We start from the raw sequence: 18,780 nt of genomic DNA, 5'->3' as shown, positions 1-18,780 counted from the left end.
CCGGGTGCGCCCGTGACCGTCCTCGAGGAGGACGGCGAGCCGCGCCGGCAGGTCGGGGCCCTGCCGTTCCGGCACGGGCGGGACGGCAAGACCAAGATCCTGCTGGTGACCTCCCGGGAGAGCCGCCGCTGGGTCATCCCCAAGGGATGGCCGATGAAGGGTCGCAAGCCGTTCGAGGCGGCCGCGCGGGAGGCCTACGAGGAGGCCGGCCTGCGCGGTGCGGTCGGCAAGCGGCCGATCGGGCTGTACCTCTACCGGAAGCGTCTGAGGAACCTCGACACCGTCCTGTGCCAGGTGAAGGTGTTTCCGCTGGAGGTGCGCAAGCAGCTCAAGCATTTCCCGGAGGCGCGCCAGCGGGAACTCCGATGGTTCACCCCGTCGGACGCCGCCGAGGCCGTGTCCGAGCCCGGGCTCGCCGCCCTGATCCGGGCCGCATCGCGCACCTAAAACGGCGCGGAAGCGCAACACGGCGTTGCCAACCCGGCGGCGATCCGTTATGGCCCCACTCGGCCGGACGGAGACGCCCTCGCGGGAGCGCCCCGGTCACCTGCTGCGGTAGCTCAGTGGTAGAGCACTTCATTGGTAATGAAGAGGTCGAGAGTTCAATCCTCTCTCGCAGCACCAGAAACCTTCCCGATCTCGCAAACAGTCCGGACGATGCTAACGGTTCCCTAGCGGAACCCGTCGCAGACTGAGGATCGCGTCGGCTGCCCGGCCGACACCATCCGCTGAAGGGGACGCGCGGACGTGAACTCGACAGCCCTGTTCACCATGCTGGGCCTCGTCATCGGATGGGCGGTCCTGGCCGGCGCGGCCCTGATCACCGGGCGGGTCGCCACCTTCGCGTTCCTGATCCTGACGCTGATCGCCCTCTACCTCTACGTGCCGTGGGTGCGGCTGCGGGCGAGCGGGATCGACGGGTCCAGCCGGCCGGTCCGGTTCTGGACCAACGTCGCCATGCTGGCCGTCAGCCTCGCCGCCTGCCTCGCCTTCGGGATCATGCTCGCCCGGCGCACCGGGCTCCTGTAGGCGCTCGTAGAGCGGCGCGTTCCGCGGCCGCGCCGCGCGCGCCCGGCGATCCCGAGAGAACTGTCCCCTGTCCGACCACCGAGCGCGCTCACGCGGCGCATCGCGGGCAGAGAAAGGGGCCGCTGATCCGGTCATTCGCGGCGCCCCCTTAACATGGGTGAAGCGCCCTTAACTTACATTGTGTAATTCTGGCCGGTTAGGCGCGGCCCTGATCGTGGATTTTCACGACAATACCCTGGCGCGGCGCGGGAAAATGCGTTCGGTCAAATATTGATCGTTATAAAATTCGCGAAAGATCGAACCGTGGTCCCGAGGCGGGGTTGGACAGAGTGCGAGGCGCGATGCTCCCACGGAGTACCGGGCCGACGGCCGATCGTGCGGTGGGCTTGAGCACGCCGTGCCTCTCGCGAGGGACAGACATCATGTACTATCACGACAAGCGGCTTCAGTACCCGGTCAAGGTCGACAGCCCCGACCCGATCTACGCCCGCATGCTCCAGCAGGCGATTGGCGGCATCGAGGGCGAGATCCGGGTCGCCTTCCAGTACTTCTTCCAGGCCTGGGGGAACCGCGCCCCGACGACCAAGTACCGCGACATGCTGCTCAATACGGCCACCGAGGAGATCGGCCATATCGAGATGCTCGCGACTGCGGTGGCGCTGAACCTCGAGAATGCCCCTACCAAGGTCCAGGAGGCCGGGGCGGCCGACGCGATCGTCGGTGCCGTGATGGGCGGCGAGAACCCGCGCCACATCGCCGAGGGCATGCTGCACAAGACGCTGCTGTCGACCGGCATGGCCGCCTTCCCGGGTAATTCCGACGGCCAGTCCTTCGACATGAGCCACATCTACGCCAGCGGCAACATCGCGGCCGACATGTACTGCAACGTCGCCGCCGAGAGCACCGGGCGCGTCCTGGCGGTGCGGCTCTACAACGCCACCAATGATGCGGGCATGCGCGACATGTGGAGCTTCCTCATCGCCCGGGACACGATGCACCAGCAGCAATGGCTGGCGGTGATCGAGGAACTCGGCGGCCACGCCGGAACGCTGCCGATCCCGAACTCCTTCCCGCAGGAGAAGGAGAACCAGAAGTTCAACTACAACTTCTTCTCGACGTCGGCGGACGGTTCGCCGCCGCCGGCCGGGCGCTGGACCCAGGGCCCGTCGCTCGACGGCAAGGGCGAGTTCAGCGTCGTCCAGAACCAGCCGATGGGCGAGGAGCCGGTGCTCGGCCCGGCCCGGCCCGACAGCGGTGCCGAGAGCCAGCAGATCGGCTGATCCGCCGGCCGGGACGGCTCACCCGAGGTCGCGGCGCTCCGGTGCGCCGCGACCCGCGCGCGGACGGGAACAGGTGGCTCGCAGGACGGTGACACGCGGCACGCTCGTCGACGGTCGTGTCTGCCTCGCCCGGACCGACGCGGAGCGCGCCCCGCTGGTCCGGCGACTGGCGCGGATCGAGGGTCAGGTTCGAGGATTGCGGGCGATGGTCGAGGCCGACAGGCACTGCCTCGACGAGATCCAGCAGATCCGGGCCGCCACCGCGGCATTGCGCGAGGTCGGCCTCCTGATCATCGACCAGCACGTCGCCGCGGGGCTCCGCCTCGCGGCGCGCGATCCGGACCGGGAGGCGGTGATGGCGGACCTCCTTCGGGTTCTGCGGGCGGCCATGGCGGAGGCCGGATAGGCGCGGGCGGCCGGCCCGCACCCCCCGGCGCCCACGCTCAGTGCTTGGTCAGCGTCTCGACGACGGTGCCTGGCCCGATGCGCGCCGAGAAACGGGCCAGCCGGCTGCGGCTGGGCTCCTCGAGACCGCCGGCATGCGCGAAGGTCGTCAGGGCGATGCCGACGAGGAACCGGGCCTCCTCGACGGTCACGGCCCGGCCGCTCAGGGTGCTGGCCGCGCCCCGAACGGCGAGGACGGCCTCCTGGAAGGCGGGATCGTCCTCGAGATCCGAGAGCCGGGTCATGGGCGCGATCCCGCGGTCGAGAGCGTCCTGCGGCCGCCCCGCTCGGGGCGGGCATTCGCAGCAGCGAGATCTTCGCGTGCGCTGCCGCAGATACGGCCGTGCGGCGAACAGTTTTCCGGTGCGTATGACCTCATCGAACTCCCTCTTTCCGTCGACATATCTGTCGCGATTGTCGCGGATGCCAGCATATATTGATCCGAAGATGTGCCCATCCGCTGATCTATGTTGCGGCGGATGCGGCGGATGCGGCGTATTCAGCGATTAATGGCGCCACGCGATTTTTCGTACCCTTCAGGTGATCGGCTATCATGCTCGAACTCTCGCTCGACGCTGATACAATCGACGCGCAGGGCCCCCGGCTCCCCGACAGCGTGCAGTATCACCTCGGCCATCTGCTCGCGGCGACCTACGCGCAGGACAACGTCGAGCCGACCATCGCGGATCGCTTCGCCGAACTGCTGAGGCTGCTCGACGGCGCCTTCGGCCGGGCGCAGGACGGACGCGAGAAGGCGTTCCAGGCCTCGCTCCTCGCCCTGGTGCCGAACCTGCAGCGCTTCGCCCGCTCGCTCCTGCGCAGCCATGTCGGTGCCGACGACCTCCTGCAGAACACGCTCCTCCGGGCCTGGCGCTCGCGCGCGAGCTTCGCGCCGGGCACGAACCTGGAAGCGTGGCTGTTCACCATCATGCGCAACCAGTTCTACAACGAGCACCGCAAGCGTGGGCGCGAGGTGCAGGACGAGGATGGCGCGCAGGCGGAGCGGATGGTCTCGCTGCCAGAGCAGGGTGGCCATCTCGACCTGAGCGACGTCCAGGCCGCCCTCGACCGCCTGGCGCCGCCGATGCGGCAGGCGCTGGTGCTCGTGGCGATCGAGAACCTCACTTACGAGGAGACCGCCGCCGTCATGCAGTGCCGCATCGGCACGGTGAAGAGCCGGGTCTGGCGGGCCCGGACGCAGCTCGCCGAGATGCTGGGCTACACCGGCCTCGAGGTCGGCAGCGACGACATCATGCTGGCCGCCGCGGGACCGAAGGGCTGGAAATCCACCGCTGTCTCGTGACGGCGACCGGCGGACGGGGTCGCTAGGGACCCGCCTCTGCGCGTAGGGTCGATCCCCGATCCCGGGCTCGAGGAGCCGCTGTTCCCCATGTCGCCGCTCCCCATGCTGCCGCGCGCCGTGATCGCCGCTGCCGTCGTGTTCGGCCTCGCCCTTTCGTCGGCGGCGGTGGCGGCGCGGACCGCAACGGGACCCGCAGCGCGGGCCTGGCTCTCCGACCTCGTCACGCGGATCGATGCCGCGGACCGCGCCGGGACGCGGCCGGGACCGAGCCGTGGCCGCGGAACCGTGGTCGTCCACGTGCAGATCGCCGCGGACGGTGCGGTTCAGGGCGCGGAGATCGAGGAGAGCTCGGGCTCGGCGAAGCTCGATCAACGGGCGCTCCGCGCCGTGCAGGGGATCAGTCCGGCGCCCGCGCCGCCCGCCGCACTCCTGGGTGTGGACGGGATCGTCGATCTCAGCATCCCGGTCGCGCTCGGCCACTGAGCCCGCGCCGAGTATGCGTCTGCCGGCCGGACCTCAATCCCGGCGGCGTCGCCGGACCGGTCAGCGGCTCGGGCCGGTATCGGCGCTGATATAGGCCCCGACGAGATAGCCGGCCTGGAGAGCGGTGAGGTAGGCGAAGAGCAGCAGCACCTTCTCGGCGTCGAACTGGGCCCAGACGAAGATCGAGAGGGCCAGCCACCCGAGGGTGACCAGCATCGAGCTGGCCATCAGAACCGATGCCCGATACCGCCAGCCCTCCCATATGCCCACCGCGAAAAGCAGGGCCGCAACCAGCAACGGGCCGTCTCCTTCCGCGCGAACAGATAAAATTTTACGCGCTAAACCTCTGGTATTTCGAAGATTTTCGACCGCGCGCCCGACATTCGGGGGGGAGTTTTAATTTTGCATTAACTCGGTCCGTCCGCTGGGGCCGTCCGTCATAGGACGACCCGGTCACGGTCCGAGTCCAGCAACGCCTCCACTCCGCGCCGGCCGCTCGGCGGGCCGGGGATGCAGAATGCGAGCCAGGCAGACGGCGGCGCCGACCGGCAGTTTCACCGGCGATCCATCATTGACAAGATCGATAATAGAAATCGATTGCATCTGTTTGGATCATGTTGCTCTGCAGCGTAGATATCCCCTCGAAGCCGGGCACGCCCCGGACAACGAGAGGACTTCAGATCATGACCGTTCGCACCATCGTTCTCGCCGCCCTCGCTGCCGTTCCGATGATCGGGGCCGCTCGCGCCGACGAGAGCATCGCGCTGACCCCGCCGCTCTATCGCGAGCAGGCCCGTCCCACGGCCGCCGTGCGGCCGGCCTCCGAGCTGGCCACGACGCCGCGTCTCGTCCCGGCGAGCCCGGCCTCGCGCCGGGTCGTCGCCACCGCGGTCCCGGCCCGCTGAGGCGGGGCGTGTCCGCGATCCGGCGTCACCGGGTCATCCGGTGGCGCCGGCCGCAAAGCCGGGCCGGTACGAAGCGTCAGCCTAGCCGTCAGGCCGGGCAGGGTTTTCCCCCCGGCAGAACCACCTCGCTCTGCCCGTTGTAGATCTCGCCGCCGCGCACCGGCCAGATCTTCTTGTACCGGAAGGTCCACCGCGTCAGGTTCGAGAGGACCGGGAAGATCGGGTGGTAGGTCATCGTGACTTCTGACACGACGAAGCGGTCGCCGTTCCGGGTCATCCCGGCGGGCGGTGCGCCGAGCGAGGAGCCCGCCGTGCGGGCCTGTCCGTTGGACTCGGCGCTCGAGCAGACCTTGGTCGCCGCCGAGCTGCCGTCGCTGTAGGTGCCCGCCGCCGTGAGCACGATGCTCGCCCGGCTCACGTCGTAGGGGTTGGAGATCGCGCTCGTCGCGGCGAAGACCGGCTTGAGGTCGGCGTAGCTGCCGCGTGAGATCAGGTCCGCCATCGTGGCCGCCGCGTTGTCGAGCCGCTTCCCGATCATGTAGGCGCGGGGCAGCTCGATCGACCCCATCAGGATCAGCAGCAGGATCGGGGCGATCACGCTGAACTCGATCGCGCTCACGCCCTCCCGGTCGCCGATCAGGCGGATCAGGCGGGCGCGCAGGCGACCGCTCAGCACGGCTTGGGCTCGTAATCCTCGGCCCGGAAGATCTCGGTCGTGACCAGCAGCTGAGTCTTGTCGGCCATGATCCGGCCGGTGAAATCCAGCATCTGGAACAGCCGCATCACCGGCACGGCGACCCGGACCGTGACGGTGTCGCCGCCCTGCGGGCACTCGAAGCGCTGGCCGAAGCCCGGCGTCCAGGTCTTCGTGGTCTTGTCGAACGGCTCCGCCGGCTGCGAGGTCGAGAACGAGGGCGTCCGGGAGACGTCGAGGCGCAGGTCGGCGCAGGGGAACAGCGCCGAGGGGCCGGTGCAGACGATCCTGCGGAGGCGCTCGCTCGGATCGCCGCCGTCGGAGCCGTCCTGGAAGGTGCCGGTTCGCAGCTGCCGGACACTCCGGTCGACCGCGATGTCCAGCGTCTGCTGCTCGATCGCGATGACGCCGGATTCCGCCACGACGCCCAGGAGGGCCAGGAACGGCGCGGCCAGGAGCGCGAACTCCACCGCGGAGGCGCCGGTCCGGTGGCCGGCGAACCGTCGGACGCGTCCGGCCGTGCCGGCGCGGCCCTCGGTCCCGCCCGGACGGCGGACGGTCGCGACGCGCCGAAAGATGCCCATCATGCCAAACGAACTCTGCAGGTCCGTGCCTGCCGCCGTCCGGCCGTAGAGGCGCGGACAGAAATAACCCTATGATGAGGCCGTTTAAAAACGGTTCAAATCTGGGTAGAAATTGCGGGTTCAGCAAGATTTTGCGGCCGCGATCTGTGATGAGGACGCAATTTCACCCTGAGGTTGTGTGCCGTTGTGTTCATCCGGCGGCAGGCCGGTGAGGCGATCAGTCGTCGAGACCGTGCCGGGCATTGTGCGGCCGCATATAGAAGTTGTTCACAGCTAAAGGCGGCTCTATCGCGTGGCGATAGCTTCGCGGTGCTCGGACGCCACGGATTTTTAGGAGCTGTGCCTTAGGCCAACGGTTCGGTGGCCGGTGCCGCCGCAGCCGCCGATCCGGTCCCGCCCTGGGAGACGCGTCCATTTCCCTGTTCTGGAGAGTGCTCCGCGCCGGCCCGCGGGCCCTGACGGACCGGTCGGGCTCGGTCGCCCTGACCTTCGGCCTGAGCGCCGTGGTGCTGCTCGGCCTGACCGGGGGCGGCATCGATTACGCCCGCCTCGCCTCGCGGCGCAGCCAGCTCCAGAACGCGGCCGATGCCGGAGTCCTCGCGGCCGGCAACTACCTCAAGCTCGCCGTCTCGACCTCGGCGGCGGCCAAGAGCATCGTGGTCGACACAGTCCACGCCCAGGCGGCGCCGCGGCCCGAGAGTCCCTACGCCCTCCGGGTCGACGTGGCGGACGACAAGACCAGCGTCGCCACGACGGTCGACGAGACCGTCAAGCTCGCTTTCGGCGGCTTCGTCGGGGTGCCCACCGTCAAGGTCTCGGTCCGCTCGACGGTCCGCGTCGTCGGCAAGATGCGCCTGTGTCTCCTGACGCTGGACCCGCTCGCCGCCGGCGCGTTCGAGCTGGAGAAGAGCGCCGAGGTGACCGCCCAGGATTGCTCGCTCTACAGCAACTCGCAGAGCCCGCGCGGCATGGTCGGCAAGGACAGCGCCTATGCCCGGGCGCAGACGATCTGCACGGCGGGCGGCTTCGACGGCGCCCGCGCGAATTTCGCGCCGCCGCCGCAGACGGGTTGCCCGCCGATCCAGGACCCCCTGAAGGACCGAGCAGCGCCGCCGGTCGGCGCGTGCACGGCGATCCCGTCCTCGGCGAACAGCAAGCGCGACACCTCCGGCAACATCGTCGACCAGAGCGTCACCCTCGATCCGGGCACCTATTGCGGCGGCCTGTACATCACCAAGAACGCCTCCGTGACGCTGCGCGCCGGCATCTACGTGATGAAGGACGGCCCGCTCATCGTCGACAAGAATGCCGCCATGACGGGGACCGACGTCGCCTTCTACTTCACCGGCAACAAGGGCGGTCTGCTCTTCGACAAGAAGACCACGGTCAGCCTGTCGGCGCCGACCACCGGCCCCATGGCCGGCCTGCTGATGATGGAAGAGCGCTCGGTCAGCGATCCCGTCGACCCCGCGGCGATCCTCGCCGGCCTGGTGGACCAGATCGCCACGCCGCTGCTGCCCGGGCCGCCGCCACCGCCGCCGACCCCGCCGCCGCTGGCCGCGACCAAGCCCATGCGGACCTACCGCATCATCAGCGACAACGCGCGGACCATGCTGGGGACGCTCTACCTGCCGGCCGGCCGCGTGGTGATCGACGCCGACAAGCCCGTCGCCGACCAGTCGGCCTACACGGTGATCGTGGCCCAGCAGGTCAACCTGTACCAGGGCCCGAACCTCTATCTGAACGCGAATTACGACGGGACCAGCGTGCCGGTGCCGAAGGGGGTCGGACCCCTCTCGGGCAAGCTGCTGCTGTCCCAGTAGGGAGGACGCGATGCGGATCCTGCGTCGACTACTCGTCGCCTGGGAGTGACACGGTGCTCGCGCTGATCCTGGACGATTCCGAGATGAACAACCTGCTGATCATGCAGGCGCTCAAGCCCGTGGCCGACTGCGAGCCGGTCGCCTTCACGTGTCCCGTGACGGCGCTCGACTTCCTGCGGGCGCATGTCGACCGGATCGGGGTCGTCGTCACCGACTACGACATGCCCGGCCTGACGGGCCTCGAGGTGATCGCGGCGGCGCGGGCGGTCCCGGGCTTCGCGCACGTGCCGATCGTGATGGTGACGAGCCTCGACCAGCGCAGCCTGCGCCACGAGGCCCTGCGCGCGGGCGCGACCGACTTCCTCGGCAAGCCCTGCGATCCCGTGGAGATCCAGGCCCGCATCACCAACCTGATGAAGATCAGCGCGGCCCACCGGCAGGAGCAGGACCGGGCCGCGTGGCTCGCCCGCGAGGTCGCGGCGGCGGTCGCCGTCATCGAGGCGCGGGAGCGCGAGATCATCGCCCTGCTGATGCGGGCCGCCGAGCACCGCGACACCGATACCGGCGACCACATCGCCCGGGTGGCCGGCTACGTGGGCGTCATCGCCCGGAACCTCGGCTTCGGCCCGGAGGAGATCCGGATCCTGAAGCTCGCCTCCACGATGCACGACGTCGGCAAGATCGGCGTGCCCGACGCGATCCTGCTCAAGCCCGGACCGCTCTCCGCCGAGGAGCGCGCCGAGATGGAGAAGCACGCCGAGCGCGGCCGGCGGATCCTGGAGGGCAGCACCTCCGACGTCGTGCGGCTCGCCGCCGAGATCGCCGAGAGCCACCACGAGCGCTGGGACGGAACCGGCTACCCGAAGGGCCTGCGCGGCGAGGGGATCCCGCTCTCGGGCCGCATCGTGGCGGTGGCGGACGTGTTCGACGCCCTGGTGACCGAGCGGCCCTACAAGGCAGCCTGGCCGCTCGAGCGGGCGCGGGCCTTCGTGGCGGACCAAGCCGGCCGCCACTTCGACCCGCGCTGCGTCGAGGCGTTCCTCGCGGGCTGGGACGCGGTGGCGCGGACCTGCCTGCGCGCCGCCGCCTGATCCGCTCCCCGGTACCGTCGCCCTACCGCCCCTCCCCGTCCCCCCCCCGCGATCGGGCCCGACCGGGCCACCTGAAGGAGCCGAGCGTGCATCTCGCGTGGCTGAGGCCGAGGCGCTCCCTGGCGGGCCGGCTGGCTCTGGCGGTGACCGGCGCCGTCACGGCGGCGCTCGTCCTGGCGGCGGCCCTGTCGGTCTGGCGCGAGGTCGCCCGCTACGCCGCCGACAAGCAGGCGGCGCTGGAGGCCGTCGCGCAGGTCTTCGCGCATGGCGGCGCCCGGGCCACCGCGGCGGGCGACGCCGACGGGGCGGACGCGTCGCTGCGGGCGATCGGCAAAGTGCCGTCCATCGTCTACGGGGCGATCGAGCGTCCGGACGGGTCCGTGCTCGCCGAGCAGGGGATCGGCCTGCGCCTGACCCGGGACGCCGCCCAGGACGGCGCGGACCTGTCGCTCCTGCACCTGCTCGCCACCCGCAGCCTCCAGGCGACCGCGCCGATCGTGGAGAACGGGGTCCCGGTCGGCCGGGTCGTGCTGATCGGCGAGACCGACGACATCCTCGGCCATCTCTGGGCCGCTGCGCAGAACGCCGCGCTGGCGGCGCTGCTCGCCGTCGCGATCGGCGTCGGCGTGTCGCTCTACCTGCAGCGCAGCGTCACGCGCCCGCTCGCCGCCCTCGCCCGCACCATGGAGGCGGTCCGCCTGCGCCACGACTACGCGCAGCGCGCGCCCGTGGGCGGCGACGACGAGGTCGGCGCGCTGGCGCGGACCTTCAACGACCTGCTCTCCGCGGTGAACGAGCGCGATCACCGCCTCGCCGCCCACAGCGCCCACCTCGAGGCGGAGGTCAGCGCCCGGACGGCCGACCTGAGCGAGGCCAAGCAGGCCGCCGACGCCGCCAACGCCGCCAAGTCGGCCTTCCTGGCCACGATGAGCCACGAGATCCGGACCCCGATGAACGGCGTCCTGGTCATGGCCGAGCTGCTGGCGGGGTCCGACCTGCCGGCGCGCCAGCGCCGCTACGCCGAGGTCATCGCCCGGTCCGGCCGGTCGCTCCTGGCGATCATCAACGACATCCTCGACTTCGCGAAGGTCGAGGCGGGCAAGCTCGAGCTCGAGCGCGTGCCCGTGAGCCCCGCCGAACTCGCCGACACCGCGGTGACGCTCTTCGCCGAGCGGGCCCGGACGGCCGGGCTCGACCTCGCGGCCGAGGTCGGGCCGGAGGTACCGCGGGCGATCCTCGGCGACCCGGTCCGCCTCGGGCAGGTGCTGAGCAACTTCGTGTCGAACGCGCTGAAGTTCACCCAGGCTGGCCACGTCGCCGTCCGGATGACGGTCGATGCCGCCGACGGGTGCCTCGTGATCGCCGTCTCCGACACCGGGATCGGCATCCCGCAGGACAAGCTGGCGACGATCTTCTCGGCCTTCTCGCAGGCCGACCAGTCGACGACCCGCCGGTTCGGCGGCACCGGCCTCGGGCTCTCGATCGCCCATCAGATCGTCGCCGCGATGGGCGGCACCGTGGCGGTGACGAGCCGCGTCGGCGCCGGCTCAACCTTCTCGGCGCGCATCCCCGTCACGGTCGCCGAGCCGGCCCGCCCGGTCCGGCGCCGCGACGCGGTGCCGGCCGCGATCGCGCTCGACACGGCCGGTCCCGCCACCCGCGCCGCCCTCGCGGCCGGCCTGCGCGCGGCCGGCTTCGCGCCGGTCGCGCCGGGGAGCGCCGCCGACCACTGGATCGGCGACGCGGCCGCCCTCGTGGCGGCGGGCCGCCGGCCGGACCGGGCCGTGCGGGTGCTCGCGGTCGCGGGACCGGGCGACGGCGCGGCCGACGCGGCGCTCCGCGCCGGTCTCGCCGACGCGGTGCTGCGCTGGCCGGTGACCCAGGCGGAGTGGCAGCCCGTCCTGGCAGCGCTGGCCGCGGGTGACGCCCTCGCCGCGGCCGCCTCCCCGGCCTCGCCCGCCGTCACGGACGAGGCGCTCCCGCGCTTCCCGGCCGCGCGAGTGCTCGTCGCCGATGACAGCGCGGTCAACCGCGAGGTGGCCCTCGAGGCGCTGGCCCGCTGCGGCGTGACCGATGTCGTGACCGTCGAGGACGGGGCCGCGGCGGTGGCGGCCGCCGAGACGCAACGCTTCGACCTGATCCTGATGGACGGCAGCATGCCGGTCCTGGACGGCTTCGCGGCCGCGCGGCGGATCCGGCAGCGCGAGGCGGCCACCGGCGGGCGCGTCCCGATCGTCGCCCTCACGGCGCACGTCCTCGGCGAGGCCGCCGACGCCGCGGCGGCGGCCGGCATGGACGGGACGCTCCTGAAGCCCTTCACGCTGCGGCAACTCGCCGACCTGCTGCAGGCGCAGGTCCCGGCGCTCCGCGTCGCGCCGGCTGCCGCCGCGGCGCATACCGTGACGCCGGCCCCGGTCGCTCCGCTCGCCGCGCCGGCCGTCGCGAACGCCGCCGACGACCTCATCGACGCCGAGGTGATCGACCGGCTGCTCGGCCTCGGGGACGGCGCCTTCCTCGAACGCGTCCTCGACCTGTATCGGTCGCAGGGTCCGGTGGCGCTCGCCGGTCTGAGAGCCGCCCTCGCCGCCTCCGACCAGCCGGCGATCGCCCGGGCCGCGCACAGCCTCAAGTCGATGAGCGCGAATGTCGGCGCGCGCGTCCTCGTGGCGCGGCTGCGCGTCATCGAGGAGGACGCGCGGAACGCGGCCTGCGTCGAGCGGGCGGACGCGTGCGACGCCCTGGACAGCCTGCTCGCCGCGACGATCCGCGGCCTCGAGGAGCGGACGCGGTCCCGGGCGGCGGCCGCCTAGGATCGTCGCGGGCGGCCCCGGAGTCCGTCGGCCCGGCCTATTGAGGCGTTCAGGAAAAGTATTCCATCGGGAGACCGCCCGATTTCGCAGACCTGCCCTGCGATTCGGCATCTGGCATGCCAGCAGGGCCCGCCGTACGGTTGCGCTTCCTCCCAAGCACTCCCTCAGCCCGCCCGGTTCGCCGCGGCGGGCTTTTTCGTCGGCGCTGCCGGCGGGCCGCGGACCGTCCCGACCGCGTCCGCGCGCCGACCCGGCTCGGGATCAGGTGATGAGCATGCGGCGGGTGAACATCGCGGCCGCGAACAGCACGGCGGCGCCGGCGGTGATGATGCTCGTCATCAGGATGCGGCGCGGCTCGGTCGAGGATCCGGCCTTGATGGGCTCGACGATCGGCACCAGGGCCACGACCTGCTGCTGGGCCACGATGCGGGCCCGGTCATAGGCCAGCTGCACGTCGCGGTGATACTTCTCGGCATTCTCGCGCTCGTGCTCGAGATCCTCGAACCGCGTGAGCGCGTCCGAGAGGCGCCGCTTCTCGGTCGGCGCGGTGCCGGCCAGCTGCTGCTGGACCCGCGCGATGTTCGCGTCGAGATCGCCGATCTGCTGCTTCAGGTCGACGATGCTGCGGGATTGCGGGCCGAGGTCCCGCTGGAGCACCGCCAGCTGGACGGCGAGCTTGGTGCGCGTCTCCCGCAGTTCCGAGACCGACTTGATGGTGGCGGTGTTCGACTTGATGACGTCGAGCACGCCCTCGCGGTTGCGCAGCTCGTTCAGGGCGGCGTTGGCCTTGGCCTCGCGCTCCTCCGCGAGCTTCAGGACGCGCGTGCTCACGTCGAGGGCGTCCTTCCGGGATGGCAGGCTGAGGTCGTTCAGCATCCGCTCCGTATCCGTCATGACCGCCTTGGTGATGGCGAGCGACTCGTCGGGATCGAAGGCCTCGACGGTCAGCGACATGATGCCGGACGCCGATTCGACGTCGACGTCGACCCGGCGGCGCCAGTACCGCAGAAACTTCTCGACCGGCTTCTCCGGGTTGAAGCGGGAGAACATGTCGATGTCGTCCCGACCGAACCACGCGCGGATCGGGAGTTCCGCCGCGACCGCTTCGACCATGGGCCGGCTGTGGATGTATTCCTGCGCGATGAGCGTTTCCTGGGCGACGGTCGCCTTGATCACACCGGCATTCGTGCCGACCGTGTCGGGCGTCGCCTTGTCGGCTGTGCCGATGGTCGGCCGGATCGCGAACCGCGCCTCGGTGACGTAGCGGTCGGAGGCGATCAGCCCGTAGTAGATCCCGGCGGCCAGGGTCGGCAGGACGAAGCAGACGACGAACAGGAGCGGCAGCCAGGGGTCGCTTTTGACGTGGCTCTGGTACGAGCGCACGCCCTTCTTGGTGTCGGGCAGGCCCGGGAGGCGCGCGAACTGCCGCAGCGACTGCGCGATCACCTTGTTCCGGTCGATGCCTTTCAGAGGCCGGCCCTGGGCTTTCTCGACCTGCATGTCCATCGTTGCTTCTCGAAGCTCGGGCTTGCGCGGGCGTCGTCGACCCGCGCGGCTTTCACGCCGCTCGCGCAGCCCATCACACGGACAGGCGGCGAAAGCATGTCAGCCGCGCCGTGCCCCCTCCCCCGTGCGGGAGGGCGTTGGGGAGCGGCAGGACGCTTCGAGGTGGAGCGCGCCGTAGAGCCGCTGGGTCCGGATGTGCCTCGTCCGGACGGATCTGATCCCCGACCGGGCGCTTCGCGAGAGCAGACCTCTCCCGACGGATCTCGGGCCTGACCGAGATCCGCGCCGGACCGGTCGGGACCGGCGCTAAGGACTGTCCGCGATCGTGACCTGATCGGCGACACCGTCGGTCTTGCCGCTGAGGCCTGGCACCTCGTCGAGCTGCCGCAGGCTGGTGAACCGGCCGCGCTCCTCCCGGTAGCGCACGATCTCGAAGCCGTGGCCCTTGAGTGCCGGAACGCTGTCCAGTTCCTCGGCCGTCGCCGTGTTGAGATCGATCACGGTGGTGCCCTTCCGCGCCGGTCGGCGCCGTACTCGGTCGCTCCGGTCCCGCGCCGGCCCGGGCGCCTCAGCGGATCGGATCGGCGCGGAACTGCCCGTGGGCGGGCTCGGACGCCCGACAGCGGCAGGCGGGTGGCAGGCCGGTCGGGCCCGTGCGGTTCTGCCCCTCACGGCTCAACAGGCGCAGCAGAAGATGCTCGAGCGGCGCCGCCTGGTAGGGCTTCTGGAGCACCGGAACCGCCTGATAGGCGGCGTCCAGGCCGTGCTGCCCGTACCCGGTGGCGAACAGGAACGGCGTATCGCGCGCCAGCAGCAGGTCGGCGACCGGGTAGCTGCGCGCCTCGCCGAGATTCACGTCGAGCACCGCCAAATCGAACGCCTCGGTCCGGGCATGGGCCAGGGCCTGCTCGAGGCGCATCGCCACCACGACCTCGCAGCCCAGGTCGAGCAGCATGTCCTCGGCGAGCATGGCGACGAGGCTCTCGTCCTCGACCAGCAGGACCCGGCGTCCGGCGAGCGGCGTCATGGCGCGCGCGGCCCTTCGACCGCCTCCTGGCCGATCCAGCCGAGCCGGGTCAGCGGGATCCGCATCTGGCAGGTCGCGCCCGCCGGCGCGAAGGTGATCGCCGCGCTGCCGTCGAACTCCAGCGGCAATTGCCGCTCGATGAGCCGTGAGCCGAACCCCTTCCGGGTCGGGGGCGTGACTGGCGGGCCACCCCGCTCCTCCCAGAGCAGGTCGAGCTGCTGACGGCCGTCATCGCGATCGTGAAGGGACCAGGTCACCGCGACCCCGCCCTCGGGCGTCGACAGGGCGCCGTACTTCGCCGCGTTGGTCATCAACTCGTGGAGGGCCATTGCCAGCGTCACTGCCACCTTAGGGTGCAGTCGCGCGTCCGGCCCTTGTAACCGGAAGCGGCCGGCATCGACCTCTGCCAAAAGGTGGGGGGCGAGCGCCCGCTCGACCACGCCGCGCAGGCTGGCGCTCTCCCAATTGTCCTCGACCAGCACGTTGTGGGCGTTGGACAGGGCCGCCATCCGGGCGTCGAAGACGGCGCGCGTCGTCTGGTCCGTCTGCCCGCGGAAGGTCTGCGCGGCGATCGACTGCACCGTGGCGAGAGTGTTCTTCACCCGGTGATTGAGCTCGTTGATCAGCAGGCGTTGGCGCTCGGCGGCCGCCTTCTCCTCGCTGATGTCGCGGACCTCGATGATCGTCCCGATGATGTTGGTCGCGTCGTCGCGGATCGGGCTGGCAGTGAACGCCACGGGGAAGAAGTGCCCGTCCCTGTGCACGAACACCTCCTCGCCGCGCTCCTGATTGTTCTCCGGGAAGGCGCGGTCGATCGCGCACTCCTCCAGCGGGAAGGGCCTTCCGTCCGGGTAGGTGTGGTGGACGATGTCGTGCAGCGGGCAATCGCGGGCGAGGACTTCCCGCAGCGTCCAGCCGGTCAACTGCTCGGCGGCGCGGTTCATGTAGATGCAGTGCTGGCGGTCATCCATCAGGAAGATGGACACCGAGGCGTTGTCGAGGACCGCGTTGAGGCGACGCTCGCTCTCGAAGAGCTGGCCCGACCCACGCCGCAGGCTCGCCAGCGGCGCGCTAGCGGCGGACGAGGATTGAAACGGCTGCCGCGAGTTCGGCACGGTCACGACCCTTCACGCGGGTTGATCTGAGATACCCTGCGCGCGATCCTGGTGGACCTTCGGGACTGGGCACGGTGGGTGGCTGGCCGCGCCGGACGGCCTAGAGGTGGGAGCGTGCAACGCACCATGCGGAGCCGTTGTTCCCCCGCGCGGACGGTCCGGCCGCGCCGTTCCGCCCGGGTCCATATCACGCGGGTCCGGATCACGCGGGTCCGGGCTCCGGGCGGCGCGCGAACAGGGCGGCCCAGTCGGCTCGACGCTCCTGCGGGACGAGGAAGAAATCCCACGTCACGTAGTCGCTGACCGCGAGCCACGTGCTCGCATCGTCGATCAGGTTTCCGGTGATGTCCGCGCAGATGTAGCCGTGGCTCTCGGCGAACCGGTAGAGGGAATCCTGCGCGTGCCCGTAGGCGGAGTAGCCGGCCCAGCCGTACTCCACGCTGACGATCGGGCGGCATCGCCGGAGGAGCTGGGCCGCGCCGCTCAGAGCGTTCAACTCCCCGCCCTCGATGTCCATCTTGATGTAGGCCACCGCGGGGACGTGACTGAGGGCGGTATCGAGCCTCTCCGTCCTGACCTTGATGGTCTTGGACGTGATGGCGGGACTGCTGAAGTAGCGGGCGAGGAGCCCGCTCTCGCCGGGCACGCTCGCGACCGTGAAATCGGTGCGCCCCGCCGCGTCGGAGAGGGCGACGTCGTGCAGCTCGACTTCGGATCGTCGGCCGAAACGCCCCACCAGATCCTTCATCAGGACCGGGATCGGCTCGAAGGCGTGGACCTTGCCGGTCGGGCCGACGATGTCGACGAACGCGACGAGGTGGAGCCCGGTATGGGCGCCGACGTCGACGACGACATCCCCCGGAGCGAGGAAGCGGCTGTAGCCCTGCCGCAGGATGCGCTCGTAGTCCGGGACCTGACCGGCGTCATGAACCGCCCTGAACGCGTTGGCGGCGGCGACGGCAGGATGCATGCGCAGGGTCCGTTCAGAGGAGGCGAGCCCGGAGGGTCGGCGAGGTCGCGCCCATGGTAGCCCGCCCCGTGCCGGCTCTGCCAGCGCGCCGCGGCGGGGTGCCGACGCCCACCGCGAGCCCCGACCGGATCAGGCGGGCCGGCCCTTCCCGAACCGCTTCAGCAATCGCTCGCGCTTCAGGCGCGACAGGCGGGCGATCCAGAACACGCCGTCGAGCTGGTCGATCTCGTGCTGGAGGACCGCGGCCGGGAAGCCCTCGGTCTCCTCCTCGTGGGCGGACCCGTCGAGGTCGCGGTAGCTCAGGCGGATGCGGGCGGCCCGGGTGATCCGCTCGCGCACCCCCGGCATGCTGACGCTGCCCTCGTCGTGGACCTCCGTGTCGGGGGACGCCCAGGACACGACGGGGTTCACGTAGACGCGGGCGCTCTCGTCCGGCGACATCCGCACCACCACGAGGCGCGCGGGGACGCCGATATGCGGGGCGGTCAGGCCGATGGCGCTCTCGGCCATGAGCGTGTCCCGGACGTCGTCGGCGAGGGCCCGCAGGGCCGCGTCGAACGCGTCGACCGGTTCGGCCGGGCGCGTCAGGCGGGGATCGGGAAACAGGACGAGCGGGCGCGCCGGCATGGTTGATCAGTCCGCGTGGGTCGTTTCACCAGCGGCGCCGCGAGGGCCAGCCGCGCGCCATGCAAGCCGCGCTGCGGGGCGGATCGTCAAGACCGGCGCGCCGCAGGCCCGGCCGCGTCGCCGGGTCCCGGGCCGGCCGCGACGGCGCGCGCGACGTGGTGGAGCTTGTCGGGATTGCGCGTGATGTAGATGGCGTCGATCCGGCCGTTCTCGATCGCGAGGGCCGTCGTCTGCAGGAGGCCGCCGCGCTCGCGGGTGACATAGCCCGGAAGCCCGTCGATCCACACGAACCCGATCAGCGCCGCCCGGCCGTCGCCCCACTTGCGCCGCGCGCCCGCGTAGAGCCGGAGCAGGCGCTCGAGCCCCCGGATCGGGTTGACGAAGGCGAGCACCCTGCCGCCCCCGTCCGAGGAGAGCGTCACGCGGTCGGCGAGCAGCGTCCGCAGCCCCGCGACATCGCCGCTCGCGGAGGCCTCGAAGAACGCCCGGGCGACGCGCTCGCCCTCGTCGCGGGTCACGGGAAAGCGCGGGCGCGCGGCCCGGACGTTCCGGCGCGCGCGCCGCGAGCTGGCGCACGGCCGGCGCCGCCCGCCCGAGCGTCTCCGCGACGTCGCCGAGCGGCAGACCGAACACGTCGTGGAGCAGGAAGGCCGCGCGTTCCAAGGGAGACAGCCGCTCGAGCGCGAGCATCAGCGTCAGCGTGAGGTCGTCCTCGTCCACGCCGTCCACGCCGTCCGCCCCCGGCTCGACCAGCGGCTCGATCAGCGGTTCCGGCAGCCAGGGGCCGACATAGCTCTCCCGGCGCGCGCGCGCCGACTTGATCTGGTCGAGGCAGAGGTGCGTCACGACGCGCGCGAGGAACCGGTCGGGCGCCGCGACCCCGCTCCGGTCCGCCGCGACCCAGCGCAGCCACGCGTCCTGCACGACGTCCTCGGCCTCGCTGCGCGAGCCGAGCATGCGGTAGGCGATGCGCAGGAGCCGGGGACGGTGGGCCTCGAAGGCGGCGGTCCCGTCCCCGCGCCCCGGCGGCATGACCGGACCGGAGGCCTGATCGCGTCGGGGCGGAGCCCGCCCGCGGGGAAGGTCGGG

General features: G+C 71.2%; 20 protein-coding genes, 1 tRNA gene and 1 pseudogene. 11 read left to right on the top strand and 11 right to left on the bottom strand.

Annotated features, from left to right (window positions below; all coding sequences use genetic code 11):
- The first annotated feature begins 12 nt into the window (after positions 1 to 12).
- From BM419_RS06700 to BM419_RS06680, 5 genes are all read left to right on the top strand, one after another.
- The gene (locus BM419_RS06700) at positions 13 to 447 is read left to right on the top strand and encodes an NUDIX hydrolase (protein WP_091925777.1); all 435 of its coding nucleotides are present in this window, start codon (positions 13 to 15) and stop codon (positions 445 to 447) included.
- 102 nt (positions 448 to 549) lie between these two features.
- Positions 550 to 624: transfer RNA gene (locus BM419_RS06695), tRNA-Thr, on the top strand.
- Between the two features lie 123 nt (positions 625 to 747).
- A complete protein-coding gene (locus BM419_RS06690) occupies positions 748 to 1,029 on the top strand; it encodes a hypothetical protein (RefSeq protein ID WP_020092220.1) in 282 nt (93 codons plus the stop codon).
- A 422-nt stretch (positions 1,030 to 1,451) separates the two neighbouring features.
- A complete protein-coding gene (locus BM419_RS06685) occupies positions 1,452 to 2,309 on the top strand; it encodes a manganese catalase family protein (protein WP_020092219.1) in 858 nt (285 codons plus the stop codon).
- A 73-nt stretch (positions 2,310 to 2,382) separates the two neighbouring features.
- The gene (locus BM419_RS06680; protein ID WP_244435425.1) at positions 2,383 to 2,715 is read left to right on the top strand and encodes a metal-sensitive transcriptional regulator; all 333 of its coding nucleotides are present in this window, start codon (positions 2,383 to 2,385) and stop codon (positions 2,713 to 2,715) included.
- A gap of 37 nt (positions 2,716 to 2,752) precedes the next feature.
- On the opposite strand, the gene BM419_RS06675 is transcribed toward BM419_RS06680, so the two are convergent.
- Complete coding sequence (locus BM419_RS06675) at positions 2,753 to 2,998, bottom strand: hypothetical protein (RefSeq protein WP_020092217.1); 246 nt, start codon at positions 2,996 to 2,998, stop codon at positions 2,753 to 2,755.
- A 308-nt stretch (positions 2,999 to 3,306) separates the two neighbouring features.
- Between BM419_RS06675 and BM419_RS06670 the strand changes: the two genes are divergently transcribed.
- Both BM419_RS06670 and BM419_RS06665 read left to right on the top strand, forming a co-directional pair.
- On the top strand, positions 3,307 to 4,056 hold the full coding sequence (locus BM419_RS06670) for a sigma-70 family RNA polymerase sigma factor (protein ID WP_091925772.1): 750 nt from the start codon (positions 3,307 to 3,309) through the stop codon (positions 4,054 to 4,056).
- 87 nt (positions 4,057 to 4,143) lie between these two features.
- Positions 4,144 to 4,539, top strand: coding sequence for an energy transducer TonB (locus BM419_RS06665; protein WP_091925769.1), 396 nt, complete (start codon positions 4,144 to 4,146; stop codon positions 4,537 to 4,539).
- A 60-nt stretch (positions 4,540 to 4,599) separates the two neighbouring features.
- Here the strand turns inward: BM419_RS06665 and BM419_RS06660 are convergent, their stop codons facing one another.
- Entirely contained in the window at positions 4,600 to 4,767 is a 168-nt protein-coding gene (locus BM419_RS06660) for a hypothetical protein (protein ID WP_244540715.1), read from the bottom strand.
- 455 nt (positions 4,768 to 5,222) lie between these two features.
- On the opposite strand from BM419_RS06660, the gene BM419_RS06655 reads away from it, so the two are divergent.
- On the top strand, positions 5,223 to 5,444 hold the full coding sequence (locus tag BM419_RS06655) for a hypothetical protein (protein WP_020092213.1): 222 nt from the start codon (positions 5,223 to 5,225) through the stop codon (positions 5,442 to 5,444).
- 88 nt (positions 5,445 to 5,532) lie between these two features.
- On the opposite strand, the gene BM419_RS06650 is transcribed toward BM419_RS06655, so the two are convergent.
- Together BM419_RS06650 and BM419_RS06645 are read right to left on the bottom strand one after the other, a co-directional pair.
- Positions 5,533 to 6,120 carry a TadE/TadG family type IV pilus assembly protein gene (locus BM419_RS06650; RefSeq protein WP_056532499.1) on the bottom strand — a complete coding sequence of 196 codons (588 nt, stop codon included), beginning with the start codon at positions 6,118 to 6,120 and terminating at the stop codon, positions 5,533 to 5,535.
- Entirely contained in the window at positions 6,114 to 6,725 is a 612-nt protein-coding gene (locus tag BM419_RS06645; RefSeq protein WP_020092211.1) for a TadE/TadG family type IV pilus assembly protein, read from the bottom strand. The genes BM419_RS06650 and BM419_RS06645 overlap by 7 nt, the downstream gene beginning before the upstream one ends.
- A gap of 428 nt (positions 6,726 to 7,153) precedes the next feature.
- On the opposite strand from BM419_RS06645, the gene BM419_RS06640 reads away from it, so the two are divergent.
- The 3 genes from BM419_RS06640 (at position 7,154) to BM419_RS06630 (ending at position 12,446) form a co-directional block, all read left to right on the top strand.
- The gene (locus BM419_RS06640; RefSeq protein ID WP_091925763.1) at positions 7,154 to 8,545 is read left to right on the top strand and encodes a TadE/TadG family type IV pilus assembly protein; all 1,392 of its coding nucleotides are present in this window, start codon (positions 7,154 to 7,156) and stop codon (positions 8,543 to 8,545) included.
- Positions 8,546 to 8,598: 53 nt separating this feature from the next.
- Positions 8,599 to 9,636 carry an HD-GYP domain-containing protein gene (locus BM419_RS06635; RefSeq protein WP_020092209.1) on the top strand — a complete coding sequence of 346 codons (1,038 nt, stop codon included), beginning with the start codon at positions 8,599 to 8,601 and terminating at the stop codon, positions 9,634 to 9,636.
- Positions 9,637 to 9,722: 86 nt separating this feature from the next.
- Positions 9,723 to 12,446, top strand: coding sequence for an ATP-binding protein (locus BM419_RS06630; protein ID WP_091925760.1), 2,724 nt, complete (start codon positions 9,723 to 9,725; stop codon positions 12,444 to 12,446).
- Positions 12,447 to 12,707: 261 nt separating this feature from the next.
- On the opposite strand, the gene BM419_RS06625 is transcribed toward BM419_RS06630, so the two are convergent.
- The 7 genes and pseudogenes from BM419_RS06625 to BM419_RS06595 form a co-directional block, all read right to left on the bottom strand.
- Positions 12,708 to 13,946, bottom strand: coding sequence for a KpsE/RkpR family capsule polysaccharide export protein (locus tag BM419_RS06625; protein ID WP_307188536.1), 1,239 nt, complete (start codon positions 13,944 to 13,946; stop codon positions 12,708 to 12,710).
- A 312-nt stretch (positions 13,947 to 14,258) separates the two neighbouring features.
- On the bottom strand, positions 14,259 to 14,453 hold the full coding sequence (locus tag BM419_RS06620; RefSeq protein WP_020092206.1) for a helix-hairpin-helix domain-containing protein: 195 nt from the start codon (positions 14,451 to 14,453) through the stop codon (positions 14,259 to 14,261).
- 67 nt (positions 14,454 to 14,520) lie between these two features.
- Complete coding sequence (locus BM419_RS06615) at positions 14,521 to 14,979, bottom strand: response regulator (RefSeq protein ID WP_091925757.1); 459 nt, start codon at positions 14,977 to 14,979, stop codon at positions 14,521 to 14,523.
- Positions 14,976 to 16,094, bottom strand: coding sequence for a sensor histidine kinase (locus tag BM419_RS06610; RefSeq protein ID WP_091680433.1), 1,119 nt, complete (start codon positions 16,092 to 16,094; stop codon positions 14,976 to 14,978). Before BM419_RS06610 ends, BM419_RS06615 begins: the two co-directional genes overlap by 4 nt.
- Before the next feature lie 202 nt (positions 16,095 to 16,296).
- A complete protein-coding gene (locus BM419_RS06605) occupies positions 16,297 to 17,064 on the bottom strand; it encodes an FkbM family methyltransferase (protein WP_091925754.1) in 768 nt (255 codons plus the stop codon).
- 129 nt (positions 17,065 to 17,193) lie between these two features.
- A complete protein-coding gene (locus BM419_RS06600; protein ID WP_091925751.1) occupies positions 17,194 to 17,691 on the bottom strand; it encodes a peptide deformylase in 498 nt (165 codons plus the stop codon).
- Positions 17,692 to 17,777: 86 nt separating this feature from the next.
- Positions 17,778 to 18,723: pseudogene (locus tag BM419_RS06595) on the bottom strand (sigma-70 family RNA polymerase sigma factor).
- Positions 18,724 to 18,780 lie beyond the last annotated feature (57 nt).

The organism is Methylobacterium sp. yr668, from assembly GCF_900116245.1.
Taxonomy (GTDB): domain Bacteria; phylum Pseudomonadota; class Alphaproteobacteria; order Rhizobiales; family Beijerinckiaceae; genus Methylobacterium.
The sequence above is the reverse complement of the archived record's forward strand: the minus strand, read 5'-3'. Positions and strand labels throughout refer to the sequence as shown.